The 13,952-nt window shown below is 67.5% G+C and carries 9 protein-coding genes; all 9 read right to left on the reverse strand.

The genetic code is table 11. The annotated features are described in order from the left end of the window. Positions 1–26 precede the first annotated feature (26 nt). The 9 genes from AJAP_RS32075 to AJAP_RS32115 all read right to left on the reverse strand — a co-directional run bounded on the left by AJAP_RS32075 (position 27) and on the right by AJAP_RS32115 (position 13,805). Positions 27–392 (reverse strand): DoxX family protein, encoded by a 366-nt coding sequence (locus tag AJAP_RS32075; RefSeq protein WP_038518440.1) that lies wholly within the window; start codon positions 390–392, stop codon positions 27–29. After that, on the reverse strand, positions 392–865 hold the full coding sequence (locus AJAP_RS32080) for a carboxymuconolactone decarboxylase family protein (RefSeq protein WP_038518442.1): 474 nt from the start codon (positions 863–865) through the stop codon (positions 392–394). Before AJAP_RS32080 ends, AJAP_RS32075 begins: the two co-directional genes overlap by 1 nt. 29 nt (positions 866–894) lie before the next feature. Beyond that, the gene (locus AJAP_RS32085; RefSeq protein ID WP_038518445.1) at positions 895–1,758 is read right to left on the reverse strand and encodes a sigma-70 family RNA polymerase sigma factor; all 864 of its coding nucleotides are present in this window, start codon (positions 1,756–1,758) and stop codon (positions 895–897) included. Positions 1,759–1,830: 72 nt separating this feature from the next. Continuing rightward, the gene (locus tag AJAP_RS32090; RefSeq protein ID WP_038518448.1) at positions 1,831–3,723 is read right to left on the reverse strand and encodes an OmpL47-type beta-barrel domain-containing protein; all 1,893 of its coding nucleotides are present in this window, start codon (positions 3,721–3,723) and stop codon (positions 1,831–1,833) included. Positions 3,724–3,794: 71 nt separating this feature from the next. Further along, complete coding sequence (locus tag AJAP_RS32095) at positions 3,795–7,760, reverse strand: ThuA domain-containing protein (RefSeq protein ID WP_038518452.1); 3,966 nt, start codon at positions 7,758–7,760, stop codon at positions 3,795–3,797. 19 nt (positions 7,761–7,779) lie between these two features. Then, positions 7,780–8,796 (reverse strand): multicopper oxidase domain-containing protein, encoded by a 1,017-nt coding sequence (locus AJAP_RS32100; RefSeq protein ID WP_038518455.1) that lies wholly within the window; start codon positions 8,794–8,796, stop codon positions 7,780–7,782. 14 nt (positions 8,797–8,810) lie between these two features. Continuing rightward, the gene (locus AJAP_RS32105; RefSeq protein ID WP_038518458.1) at positions 8,811–9,698 is read right to left on the reverse strand and encodes a sugar phosphate isomerase/epimerase family protein; all 888 of its coding nucleotides are present in this window, start codon (positions 9,696–9,698) and stop codon (positions 8,811–8,813) included. A 10-nt stretch (positions 9,699–9,708) separates the two neighbouring features. After that, the gene (locus tag AJAP_RS32110; protein WP_038518461.1) at positions 9,709–10,713 is read right to left on the reverse strand and encodes a sugar phosphate isomerase/epimerase family protein; all 1,005 of its coding nucleotides are present in this window, start codon (positions 10,711–10,713) and stop codon (positions 9,709–9,711) included. Next, positions 10,710–13,805, reverse strand: a complete 3,096-nt coding sequence (locus AJAP_RS32115) for a ThuA domain-containing protein (RefSeq protein WP_038518464.1) — start codon at positions 13,803–13,805, stop codon at positions 10,710–10,712. The genes AJAP_RS32110 and AJAP_RS32115 overlap by 4 nt, the downstream gene beginning before the upstream one ends. Positions 13,806–13,952 lie beyond the last annotated feature (147 nt).

A 13,952-nucleotide genomic window follows, 5' to 3' on the forward strand; every position in this document is an offset into this window, starting at 1 on the left:
CGCAGTGAAGGGGGCCTTCACGTACTTCAGGCGCGTCCGATGGCGACGAAGGCGCACAACGCGAGGTACCCCAGGTCCAGCAGCGCGATCAGGGGCTCGCGGCGACGCCACCGCACGACCAGCGCGCCCGCCATGACCAGCGCCAGTCCGAGGGCCGCCAGCGGCACCAGCGCCGGCGCGATGTCGAGCAGCGCGGGAACGACCAGGCCCACCGCGCCCAGGATCTCGACCACCCCGATGAACTTCACCGTGCCGGGGCCTAAATCCAGCACCCATCCCGCGCCCGAGGCCACTCCGGCGATCGTTTCCCTGCGCAGGAACAGTTTCCCGACCCCGGACACGAGATACATCACGGCCAGCAGACCGGCGACGATCCACAGTGCGGTCTCCATCAGTGCGCGAACTGGCCGGGCGTGTAGTCCCCGGCGGGCTGCCGGGTGATGACGTTCAGCCGGTTGAAGGCGTTGATGAGCGCGATCTGGGCCACCAGCGCCACGAGCTGGTCCTCGTCGTAGTGCTTGGCGGCGGCCTCCCACGCCTCGTCGGTGACACCGCTGCCGTCGGCGAGACGGCAACCCTGCTCGGTGAGTTCCAGCGCGGCGCGTTCGGCCTCGGTGAAGACCGTGGCCTCGCGCCAGCAGGCGACCAGGTTCAGCCGCGTCGTGGTCTCCCCCGCGTGTGCCGCGTCCTTGGTGTGCATGTCGAGGCAGCCCGAGCAGCCGTTGATCTGGCTGGCGCGGATGTTCACCAGTTCCCTTGTCGCCAAAGGAAGTTCGCTGCCGTCGAGCACCTTCGCGGCCGAGACGAAGTGCTTCACCAGCTTCGGCGCGAGAGCGGTCTTGAGGAATTCGATCCTTGCCTGCATGGGATTTCTCCTTCTCGTCGGTCTTTCACTTACTTCGACGAGGAGGACTCCCGAGAGGTAACACCCATGGCCGCGAGGCGACGTGGATCACTGACGGAGTCGATTCCGACGATGCGGCCGTCGACGATGGTGCAGGACATGACGCCCAGCAGCTTGCCCGTCCGGCTCCACGACACGATCCCCGGTTTGCCGTTGACCAGCGCGGGACGGGTCATGCCGGCGGCGCGTGCTCCGCGCTGGACCCGGGTGGCCACCTCGGCCGCGCCGAGCCGCACGACCTCGCCGTGACGGCTCTGCGAGCGCCACGTCACGTCGGGGTCGAGCATCTCCATCAGCCCACCGAAGTCCCCTTCGCGCGCGGCCGCGAGGAACGCGTCGACGACGGCGCGTTGCCGCGGCTCGTCGGCCGGACGCTGTCCTCGCACCTTCCGGCGGGCCCGGCTGGCGAGCATCTTGGCCGCGTCCGCGGATTTGCCGAGGATCTCGCCGATCTCGGCGAACGAGACGGCGAACAGGTCGTGCAGCACGAACGCCAGCCGCTCGGCCGGGCCGAGGGTGTCGAGCACCACGACCAGCGCCACCCCGACCGATTCGGCGAGCAGCGCGTCCTCTTCCGGCGAATCGTCGAGCACCAGCAGCTCGGGCGGCTCGTCGTAGGAGTCCTCGGGGCGGGTCTTGCGGGAGCGCAGGGTGTCGATGCAGACGCGGCCGACGACGGTGGTCAGCCAGCCGGACAGGTTGTCGATCGTGTCGGCGTCCTGGCGCGCGAGCCGCAGCCAGGCCTCCTGGACCGCGTCCTCGGCGTCCGTGCGGGAGCCGAGCATCCGCTGGGCCACGGCCACCAGACGCCCGCGCTGCTCCTCGAACGCGCTGGCCAGCGCCTCACCGGTCATATCGATACCTTTCTCGCGCCGAACCCGTCATGGACATGACGAGCGCGACGCGAGAAAGGTAACCGACTTCGCTCAGACGTCGCGGATCGGCGTCTTCACGGTCTTCTTCATGCCGGGGTTCTTCGTCTCCGGCTTCTTCTTGCCCGGCTCCGGCTCCGGTTCGGTGGCCGTGCCGCCGATACCGGACTCGATCGCCGCCGTGACGATCAGGTTCCGCTCGTCGGACGAGATGACCTCGCCGTCGAGGAGTTCCTGGGTCACGGCCCGCACGTAGGTCACGAACTGGTCGTTCGACGAGTAATCCGACTCGTCGTCGATCACGTCGTTGATCGTGCAGCCGTTGCCGGTGTCGCGGTTCTCGACCTGGCTGTCCGCCGTCCCGAGGATCACGGTGTCCCGGAGGTCGGAGTCCGGGCACGCGTCCGGGCCCGGTGGCGCGGCGACGATGGTGAACGCGCCGCCCTGTTCCGCCGACACGTTGCCCGCCTTGTCCGACGCGCGGTAGGTCAGCGTGTGCGTGCCGAGCGCGGTCACCTTCACCGGCGCGGTGTAGACCGTCCAGGCCCCGCCGTCCAGCTGGTACTCGATCTTGTCCACACCGGACCCGGCGTCCGTCGCGGTCAGGTTGATGGTCGCGTCCTCGATGTACGACCAGCTTCCGTCCAGATCACCGCTCACCACCACCGAGACGACCGGCGCGGTGCTGTCGTCGCCTTCGACGATGGTGAACGTCGCCGTGCCTTCGGCCGAGACGTTGCCCGCCTTGTCGGTAGCGCGGTACTTCACCGTGTGCGCGCCGACCACGGTCAGCGCGAGCGGCGCCGAATAGGTGAGCCACGGGCCGCCGTTCAGGTTGTACTCGACCTTGCCGACACCCGAGCCGGCGTCGGTGGCCGCGAGGGTCACGGTCGCCTTGCCGACGTAGTTCCCGGCGGTGTCCTTGGTCCCGGTCACCTCGGACGTCACGGTCGGCGCGGTGGTGTCACTGCTGACGACCGTGAAGTGCGCCATGCCTTCCGGCGAGACGTTGCCCGCCTTGTCCGAGGCGCGGTAGGAGACCATGTGCATCCCCGGCGCGGTGACCGCGACCGGAGCCGTGTACGCGGTCCACGCGCCTTCGTCCACTTTGTACTCGACCTTGTCGACACCGGAGCCGGCGTCGGTGGCGGTGAGCTTCACGGTGGCGGTGTCGAGGTAGTTGCCCGCGGCGTCCTTGGTGCCCGTCACCTCGGCCGTCACCGTCGGCGGTGTCGTGTCGCCGGGCTGTCCGGTGACGACGGTGAAGGACGACATCCCTTCCGGCGAAACGTTTCCGGCCTTGTCGGTGGCGCGATAGTGGGCCATGTGCGATCCGGCCGCGGTGACCGCCACGGGTGCGGTGTACGCGGTCCACGCGCCGCCGTCGAGCTGGTACTCGACCTTGTCCACGCCGGACTGACTGTCCGAAGCGGACAGATTCACCGTCGCGGAGCCGACGTAGTTCCCGGCGGTGTCCTTGGTGCCGGTCACGTTCGCGGTCACGGTCGGCGGGGTGGTGTCAGCGCCGCCGCCGTCGGTGACGACGAACTCGCCCATCATCTTGGTGTGGCCCTGGATCGTGCAGTAGTACCGGTACTTGCCAGGGGTCAGCGTGACCGTGGCCTCGTGCACGCCGTTCTTGTCGTCGTAGGGGTTGGCGAGGATGTTGAGGTTGACGTCGTGGTTGTAGCCCGGGGTCGAGGTGTCGAACGTCAGCGTGTGCGACATCGTCGAACCGAGCTCTTCGGTGTTCTTGAAGACGATCGTGGTCTCACCGGCCACCGCGGTCGACGGCGCGCTGAGGTAGTGGTCGGTGCTGTCGCCCGCGGTCCATTCCAGGGTCTGGACGGGTGCGGCGGAGGCGGGGGCGGACGAGCCCGGTAACACCAGGCCCGCCAGTGCGAGCGTCGCGGCCACCAGGGCCACGACGAGGGTTCTTGGGGACATCGCAGGGAAACCTTCCGTACAAAGGGAGACCGGCCGGGCACGCGAACCCGCGCGCCCGGCCGGTTTTCGCGCTACAGCTGCCGCACCCGGATGTTGCGGAACTCCATCAGGTCGTTGTCACCGTGGTTCTGCAGACCGATGAACCCGCTGACGAACTGCCGGAAGTCGGTGGACGGATCGCCCGCCCGCGACGAGGAGATCCCCGGCGCGTTCTCGAACTCGTTGATCACCACGCCGTTGCGGATGATCGTGTACTTCTGCCCGACGACCTTGATCTCGTACTCGTTCCAGGTCCCCTTCGGCTTCACACCCGCCTGGTCCAGCGACCGCGGGTCGAAGTTGTAGATCGACCCGGTCTTCTGCGGCTCACCGGTGGCCCCGTCGTACAGCTGGACTTCGTGGCCGCAGTAGATCGCGACCCAGGCCTGCGACGTCCTCGCCGAACCGACCGTGCCACAGCTGCCCGGCGGACGCTGCTCCAGCGGAGTGCGCGGATCCGGGAACCGGACGAACACACCGCTGTTGGCGCTGCCGGTCGGCGCGATGTCCTTGAACTGCAGCTTCACCGAGAAGTTGCCGAACTGCCGTGCCGAGTACCACAGCATGCCGAGCCCGCCCGACGGTCGCAGTGACCCGTCCGGCTGGATGGCGAACTGCCCGGACGGCGCCTGCGACCAGTTGCGGAACGATTCGGCCGTGCCGTCGTAGATCGCGTCGTAGCCGGTGACGCCCTTGTTGCCGATGGGCGACGCGGCGGCCGCGGCGTTGATCTTGTCCGACTCGGCCGCGTTCAGCACGCCGAGGTCGCCCAGCCGGTCCACGGCCTGGGTGACGTGGTTGACGAAACCGGCGTGGGAGGTCCACGTGCTCTCGTCGTCGATCATGTCGTCGACCGTGCAGCCGCCACCGGCGTTGCGGTTGGTCACCCCGGTGTCGGTGTCGCCGATGGTCACCGTGGCGCTGGAATCCGCAACGAGACAGCCGACGCTGACCGAGTTCCGCGTGGTCACCGTCTCGCCGTCCGCGTAGGTCACGGTCAGCTTGGCGGTGTACAGACCCGTGCGCGGGTAGGTGTGCCGCGGGTCGGGCTGGGTCGAGATCGTGCCGTCGCCGAACTCCCACTTGTAGGAGACGCCGCCGGACTTCGACCCGGTGAAGGCCGCGGTGAGCGGCTTGTTCTGCACCATGGTCGACGCCGCCGCCGCGGACGGCGTGGCCTCGCCGCCGGTGTAGCTGATCTTCAGCAGCTTCTGGTTGTTGGTCAGGGTGAAGAAGCCGCCGCCGTAGTCGAGCACGTACAGCGCGCCGTCCGGCCCGAACTTGGCGTCCATCCACTGGTTGAGCTTGTTGTCGCCACCACCGGTCGGGATGATCTGCCGCACCGTCTCGGCGAACACCGGCGGATCCTGCTTCGCGACGCCGTTCGGGTCGAGAGTGACCGCGATCCGGTTCTGCCCGTTGCTCTGGTCACCGATGAACCATTTGTCGTTCCAGTACGACGGCCACGCGACGCCGCTGTTGGTGTTGACCAGTTCGCGGTGGTACGTCGGTCCGGTCATGACCGCCTGGCCGCCGCCCTTGAGGTAGGGCTGCGTGTAGGTGGCTTCGGCCGCGTTGTACGTCGGGACGGAGCTGTTGGGGCGGTTGGGGAACACCGGCCCGCCACCGTCCGGCGCGTACCAGATCATGTTCTTCTTGATCGGTGGCAGGTTCACCAGGCCGGTGTTGCGCGGCGAGGTGTTGACCGGGTTGTCGCAGTCGTACCAGCCGGTGAGGACCGCGGCGTCGGTGCTGCTGCGGTCGCGGTACGGCTGCTTGTTGCCCATGCAGTACGGCCAGCCGTGGTTACCGGCCTCGGTGATGACCGTGGCGGTCTCGTACTTGGCCGGGCCGAGTTCCGGGCTCGGCGAGGTCGCGTCCGGGCCGACCCAGGCGGCGGTCAGCCAGTTGGTCTTCTTGTCGACTTGCAGACGCGAGATGTTCCGCACGCCCATCACGTAGATCTCGGGCCTGGTCTTGTTCCCGGGGTCGTTGGCCTCGGGGAACAGGTTGCCCGCCGGGTTGGTGTAGGTACCGTCCGGTTCCGGGTGGATCCGCAGGATCTTGCCGTTGAGGTCGTTGGTGTTGCCGGCGGTGCGGCGCGCGTCCTGGAACGAGACGCCCTTGTAGTCCTGGGTCCAGTTGTTTCCGGAGTACCCGTTGGAGCCCTGCGACGAGTTGCTGTCACCGGAACCGATGTAGAGGTTCCCGTCCTTGTCGAAGTCCATGCCACCACCGGCGTGGCAGCAGCTGTGGACCTGGACGTCCCACGACAGCAGGTCCTTGCGGGTCGCCTGGTCCAGCGTCTGGTTCTTCAGGTCGTAGGTGAACCGCGAGACCGTGCGCTTGCCGATCCGCTTGTCGATGTCGACCGACGAGTGCGGCATCCAGTAGGCGTACATGAAGCCGTTCTCGCTGAACTTCGGGTCCAGCACGAGACCGAGGAGGCCTTCCTCGTTCTTGACCAGTTCGTCGCCGCTACCGCGGTTGCCCATCACCTTCAGCGTGGTGAGCAGCTTAGGTTTCTTGGTGACCGGGTCCCACTGGTGGATCGTGCCGCAGCCGGCGCCGATCTCGGGGTTGGTCCAGTCGTTCGGCGCGGGCACGACGTTGCCGGCGCAGGCGGCGCGGCCGATGTAGAAGACCCGGCCGTTCGGCGCGATGGTGAGCCCGTGCGGCTCGCCGATCTGGTCCATCTGGCCCGGCTGGTTGACCGCGGTCAGGCGTTCGACCTTGTAGTTGGCCGCGATACCCGCCTTGCAGTCACCGCGCACCATGCCGGTGGTCCACTTGAGCGCACCGAGGATGTGGCTGCGGAACTGGGCTTCGCCGTAGCTCGCCTCGGTCCGGCCCATGCCGCTGTAGAAGGAGCGGCCGCCGTCGTAGTCACGGCACCACGAGATCGGGTGGAAGGCGCCGTTCGCGCCGACACCCGGCTTGTAGGTCGATTCCTCGACCTGCGCGACCGTGTGCACGGTGCCGACCGGGTTGACCTCCCAGTTGAGCCACCGGTCGGTGCGCACCCACTTCTGCGGCAGGCCGGCGGTGGCCGGGTTCGCCTTGTCGAGGACGTCGACCGTGGCCTGCGCCGGGTCGGGCTCCGGCGGCGGCGGGGTGGTCGAGTTGTCCTTGAACAGCTTGAAATCGGCCAGCTGGATGAGCGGCTCGCCGCCGTTGGCGGTGATGTTCAGCCGGTAGTTCGAGTACGCCGTGGTGTTGGCGAAGGTGAACGTCCGGCTCACGAACCGGTCCGGGAATGTCTCGCCTGTGCGAGTGTCCAGATCGATCCACGTGGTCCCGTCGTTGGAGCCCTGCAGGGTCCAGTTCTTGGGGTCACGCCCGGCGTAGTCGTTCGCCGAGACGAGCGCGTAGCTGCTCACGGCCACCGGGGCGGCCAGCTTGTAGGCGACCCAACCGGTCGGCTGGAAGGCCAGCCACTTCGTGTTCTCGTTGTTGTCGGTGAGCTTTTCCTTGGTCTCGTTGGGCGGGTTCTCCGCGCTCGCGGTGACCGACGCGACGGCCTCCGGCGTGGGACGCGCCCCCACCGGACGGGCACCGATCAGCCCCGAGAACCACTGCGAACCGTCCTGGGCCCGTGCGGCGTCGGACAGGCCGAGGAACCCGCCGCCCGCCTTCATGTAGTTCTGCAGCGAGGTTTCCTGGTCACGGTTGAGCGTGATGCCCTGCGCGGAAAGGAAAACGACGCCGCGGTACTTCGCGAGGTTGGCCGCGGTGAACACCGCGGGGTCCGAAGAGGACGAAACGGAGATGCCGTTCGCCTGGCCCAGGCTCGCGATCGCGTCCGTGGCACGCAGGACGGGGTCCTTCTGGTCCGCGGCGGCGCCGTGGAAGACCAGGACGTTCACCGGGACGTTCGTCGCGGCTTCGGCGGTCACCGGCGCGATGGCCAGCGGCAGCCCGGAGGTGACGACGGCGCCGACCGCGAGCGCGGCCAGTGACCGTCTGCGGAGCCGGCGTTGCGAAAATACTCGTCTCAAGTTCTCGCTCCTTTCAAGACTAGTGGTGGTGGGCCGAGGCGCCGGTGGCGTTCGGCGTGGACGTGGTGGTGTGCTGGTGCCCCTTGAAGCGGTCGATCGCCTCCTGGGCGCCCGCGGGCATCCCGCCGTCGGCGTTGCGGACCAGGAACACCCCGGACATGCCGTCGTCCGAGTGCTGCTGGACGTGGCAGTGGTACATCCACGCGCCCGGCCCGACGCCGTCACCGGCGATCACCTGGAACCCGAAGGAGTTGCCGGGGTCCAGGGTCTTGTTGTCGAGGATGGGGGCGTTGTCGGTCGCGCTGGTGAGCATGCCGGTGCGGGTGTCCGCCCAGCGGTGCGCGTGCAGGTGGAAGGTGTGCATCAGGTTGCCGTGCCCGATGCAGATGAACTCGACGCGTTCGCCGAGGTTCGCCTCGAATATCGGCGTGTTCGGGGCGACCTGGTGGTTGATCCACATTTCGGTGAACACGACGGTGAACTGCTTGCTGGGCAGCAGATCCCCGCGCCTGCGCACGATCAGGCCGCCGTAGAGCCCCTTCATCAGGCCCGCGGTGCCGTGGTCGCCGCCGAACGCGTGGTCGTGGTAGTGCCAGTACCCCGCGCTGCCGGGCATCCAGAAACCGTTGGCCGCCTGGTAGGCCGTCCGGGTCTTCCAGGTGTAGGTCTTGGTCTCGTAGGGCTTGTTGAAGGAATCGTTGAACGGCGAGCCGTCGGATTTGGTGTCGTAGTTGACGCCGTGCGGATGGATCGAGAGGCGCTGGTCGGTGTTGTTGACCAGCTCGATCACCAGCGTGTCACCCTCGTAGCACTCCAGGAGCGGCCCGGGGATCGTCGGTTTGCCGGGCTCGAGCCCGTAACCGACCCGGGTCGTGCCGGGAACGTAGTCGGCGTAGACGGTGATGTTGCGGGTCATCCCGGCCGCGGCGGCCGGTGCCGAACCGGCGCTGGCCGACACCACGACCGGGGCGATCACCCCGGCCGCGGTGCCCGCGAGCATCGATCTGCGGGACAGCCCGCGTTTCTTGTTGTCCATTGTGGATTCCCCAGCTAGAAGCGGACGTTACGGAGATAGGTGAATCCGGTCTGGGCGGTGCTCAGGGGATCCGTGGGGTTGTCGTGCTCGACGATGTACTCGGCGAGATGGGGACGGGTGTGGCGGAAGATGCGCGGGAAGTCGATGACGCCCTTGCCGGGGTCGACCATCTCGCCCGCCGCGGTCCGGTCCTTGACGTGGTACTGCACCACGCGCGGACAGTGCTGCCGGTACAGCGAAACCGGGTCCATCCCGCCTTCCACCGCCCAGAACAGGTCGATCTCCAGGTGCACGTACCGCGGGTTCGTGTTCCTGGTCAGCACGTCGTACGGGCGCACGCCGTCGATGGCCGCGAACTCGTGCGCGTGGTTGTGGTAGCCGAGCGGGATACCGGCCTGGCGGAACTTCCGTGCGGCCGCGTCCATCCGGCCGGCGAACTGCTTCCAGCCGTCGATGGTGTCGAAATTCGCCCACGGCACGTTGGCGCGGGTGTTCCCGAGGACCTTCGCGTCCGCGATGGTCTTGTCGAGGTCGCCGTCGATGCCGACGTGGGTGGACGTCGCCTTGATGTGGTTCTTGTCCAGCAGACCGCGGAACTCCTCGGCCGTGCGGCCGTAGGTGCCCGCCAGTTCGACCTTCCGGTAGCCGATGTCCGCCAGCGCGGACAGGGTTCCCGGCAGATCGGCCTGCAGCGCGGTGCGCAGGGAGTAGAGCTGGATGCTGATCTTCTCCACCGGGACCCGGCCCCGTCCGTGGTGGCCGGATCCCTGGGTCTCCGCCTCGGTGGCCGCACTGGCCACGCCCGGCAGGGCTACCGCCGCGCCGACCGCGACCGCCGCCGTCGCCGCCCCGCGCAGGAGCGCCCGTCGAGAGTGGAACTGCTCAGCTTCTTCACCGCACATGAAACCGCCCTCACTTCTGGTTGCTGAAAGCCGCGTCGAAGGCCGCCGACGGCTTGTCGAACAGGAGCCCCCGCAGAAAGGTCACGGCCTCCGCCGCGCCCCGGAGCCGGTCCATGCCGGCGTCCTCCCACTCCACCGAGATCGGACCGGCGTAGCCGATCGAATTCAGTGCGCGGAAACAGTCCTCCCAGGGCACGTCGCCGTGCCCGGTCGAAACGAAGTCCCAGCCGCGTCGGGGATCTCCCCAGGGGAGATGCGAGCCGAGCCGTCCGTTCCGTCCGTCGAACCGCTTCCTGGTGTCCTTGCAGTCCACGTGGTAGATCCGGTCGGCGAAGTCGAGGATGAAGCCGACCGGGTCGAGGTCCTGCCAGATGAAATGCGAAGGATCCCAATTCAGCCCGAATGCCGGACGGTCGCCGACAGCTTCGAGCGCACGTTTCGTTGTCCAGTAGTCGTAAGCGATCTCCGACGGGTGGACCTCGTGGGCGAACCGCACGCCCACCTCGTCGAAGACGTCGAGGATCGGGTTCCACCGGTCCGCGAAGTCCTGGTAGCCGTCGTCGATGACCGCCTGCGAGACCGGCGGGAACATGGCGACGTACTTCCAGGTCTTCGAGCCGGTGAAGCCGATCACCGTGTCCACGCCGAGTTTCGCCGCCGCACGGGCGGTGTCGGCCATCTCCTTCGCCGCCCGCTGCCGGACGCCTTCGGGCTCACCATCGCCCCACACCCGGGCGGGGATGATCGCCTGGTGGCGTTCGTCGATCGGGTCGTCGCAGATGGCCTGGCCGACGAGGTGGTTGGAAATCGCCCACACCTTGAGGCCGTGCTCGGCGAGCAGCTTGAGGCGTCCGGGCACGTAGTCCTCTTCGGACAGTGCGCGGTCGACCTCGAAGTGGTCGCCGGAACACGCGATTTCGAGGCCGTCGTAGCCCCATTCACTGGCCAGCCTGCACACCTCGGTGAACGGGAGATCCGCCCACTGGCCGGTGAACAAGGTGATCGGACGGCTCATCGGTTCTCCTCGAAGGTGATCGCGTCTACGTCGAACAAGCCGCCGGAACCGCCCTTGAACACGAGGAACAACGGGCCGGTGCCGCCGGGGTCGGTGATGGCGGAAGCCGGGATGTCGGCGTAGGTGTCCCAGCCGCCGGTGTTGGCGACGGTGACCGTCTGGACCAGCGGTCCGTCCACCGCGCCCGAGTGGACCTCGATCGTGCCGCCCGCGCCGCCGGACGAGACCCGGTAGCCGATACCGCTGACACCCACGAGGTTCACCGGGTCGAATTTGATCCAGTCGCCGGATTCGATGTGGCCGACGCGTTTCCCGCCACTGGCGGCGGCGTGCGCGACGACCTCGATGCCGCTGGACTGGGTGTAGAACTCGGCCTGCTTCAGCTTCGGCTGCAGGATGGATTCCGCCTCGCCGGTGAGCGCGGGCACGCCGTTTCCGCCGTTGTCGGTGTAGCTGGCGTTGATGACGCCGAAGACGTTGGCGTCCGCGCCGTGTCCTTCGTCGGCGGGCGTGGCGATGGTGCCTTCACAACCGGTCGCGCGGCTCAGCGGATGCCCGTGGCCCTCGTGGCCGAGGATGTATTCGACGGTCACCTTGGAGCAGTCGATCGGGTTGTCCTCGGCGTCGGTCACCTCGACCTTGAACGGGACCATGTCGCCGAAGCTGAACACACTGCCGTTGACCGGAGTCTTCAGCGTGACCACCGGCGCGGTGTTGCCGACGGTGACCACCACGCTCGCCGAACCGGTCAGCCCGGTGGAGTCGGTGACCGACAGCTTCGCCGTGTACTGGCCGTTCGCGGCGTAGGTGTGGGAAACCGGGGTGGCCTCGGTGGAATCGGTCGTGCCGTTCCCGTCGAAGTCCCAGGCGTAGGTGAGCGCTCCGCCGTCGGGGTCGTTCGTCCCCGCCGGGTCGAACTTGACGGTCAGCGGGGCTTGGCCGGACGTCTTGTCCGCGGCCACCTGGGCGACCGGCGTGCGGCGGCCCTTGGTGTAGTCGATGCGGTAGACGGCGGATTCCTTGGAGCCGCCGAAGTAGCCGGTGCCGTAGTCGAGGACGTAGAGCGCGCCGTCCGGGCCGAATTCGAGGTTCATCGGGCGCACGAGGTCCATCGAGTCGAAGAACGGCTTGATGGCGCCGCGTTCACCGTTCGCGCCGACGGTGATCTCCTTGATCCAGCCGCGTTCCCATTCGTAGGCGAAGGTCTTGCCGTTGAAGTACTCCGGGAACTTCGTCTGCGACGGGTTCTTCGCGTCGAACTGGTAGACCGGGCCACCCATCGGCGACTCGGGGCCGGTGCCGAACTCGGGCAGCGAACCACCGTCGTAGGGGATCCACGCCTTCTCCACCGGCGGCAGATCGGTCAGGCCGGTGTTGCGCGGACTGGTGTTCTTCGGCTTCGCGCAGTCGAAGGCCGCGCCGGACTGCTTGGTGGCGAAGTCGTAGTCGATGAACGGCAGGTTGTCGCCGACGCAGTACGGCCAGCCGAAGTTGCCGGGCTTCTTGATCAGGTTGAACTCGACCGTGCCGCCGGGACCGCGCTTCGGGTCGGCCGCGCCGGCGTCGGGGCCGTAGTCGGCCAGGTGGATCCAGCCGGTCTTGCGGTCGACGGCGAAGCGGAACGGGTTGCGGAAGCCCATCGCGTAGATCTCGGGCTTGGTCTTGGCCGTGCCCTTGGGGAACAGGTTGCCCTTGGGGATCGTGTACTTGCCTCCCGCGCCGACCTTGATCCGCAGCACCTTGCCGCGCAGATCGTTGGTGTTGGCCGAGGTGCGCTGCGCGTCGTACACCGGGTTGCGGTCGGCACGCTCGTCGATCGGGGTGAAACCGTCGGAGGCGAACGGGTTGGAATCGTCCCCTGTGGACAGATAGAGGTTGCCCTTGGGGTCGAAGTCGATCTCGCCGCCGGCGTGGCAGCAGATGCCGCGTTCGGCCGGGACCTGGAGGATCTTCTGCTCGCTCGTGAGGTCGAGTTTGTTGTCGGTGCCCAGCTTGAACCGCGAGAGCTGGTTGTAACCCTTGAACGGCTCGAAGTCGGCGGGGGTGCCGTTCTCCGGCGCGTCACCGGCCGGGGTGTTCAGCTTGGGCGCGTAGTACAGGTAGACCCAGCGGTTCTTGGCGAAGTCCGGGTCGATGGCGACACCCTGAAGGCCGTCCTCGTCGTGGTTGTAGACGGGGATCTGCCCGGCCAGCGAGGTGGTCGCGGAAGAGCTGGTGTACCAGACACGGCCGTCGCGCGAAGTGTGCAGGACGTCACGGTTGGGCAGCACGGAAAGCGCGATCGGCTCGCCGGTCTTCTCCTCACCCTTGGCCAGGGTGATCTGGTCGAAGTCCGCGTCGACCGGGTCTTCCTGGGTCTCCTTGGCGCAGCCCGCCTCGCTCAGTTTGGTGGCGTACTTGATGCCGCCCGCCAGATGCTTGAGGAAGGCCGGTTCGGCGTAGGAGGCCTTGGTGTGGCCACCGCCGGTGTACCAGGAGCGGCCACCGGAATTCTCGTGGCACCAGGCGATCGGGTGATCGCCCATCGCGCCGTCGCCGGGCTGGTAGCTCTTCTCGTCCAGGCTCGCGAGCACATGGACGTTGCTGCGCGGGTTCTCGCGGTAGTTGTACCACTCGTCGGTGCGCGGCCACGTCTCCGGAAGATCCACAGTGGACACGTGCTCGTGGTCTTCGACCTTGACGTTCGCCTGCTGGATCTGCGGATGGGACTTGAAGTACGCCCCGACCAGCTCGCCGTACCAGGGCCAGTCGTACTCGGTGTCGGAGGCGGCGTGCACGCCGACGTACCCGCCGCCTCCCTTCACGTACCGCTCGAACGCGGCCTGCTGGTCCGCGTTCAGCACGTCACCGGTGGTGGAAAGCCAGACCACCGCGTTGAACCGCTTGAGGTTCGCGTCGGTGAAGGCCGCCGCGTCCTCGGTGGCCTCCACCGCGAAGTGGTTCTGTGCCCCCAAATCCTTGATCGCCTTGATCCCGTCGGGGATCGAATCGTGCCGGAAGCCCGCGGTCTTGGAGAACACGAGCACCGTGGCCGCTTCGTGCGCCGATGCGGTCTGCATCGGTAGCGCGACGCCTGTCAGAGCCGTGACCATGGATGTGACGAGCACACCCAATCGTCGTTTCAAAGACATAGCAGTGGCGATCCTTTCGATGAGCGGCGGCGATCAAGGAAGGACTTGCGTTGGTCGTGAGTGGTAAGTGCCGTTAGAACGTCACTTGCCACTCACGACCCACTGGAC

This window comes from Amycolatopsis japonica (assembly GCF_000732925.1).
In the GTDB taxonomy this organism is placed as follows: Bacteria; Actinomycetota; Actinomycetes; order Mycobacteriales; family Pseudonocardiaceae; genus Amycolatopsis; species Amycolatopsis japonica.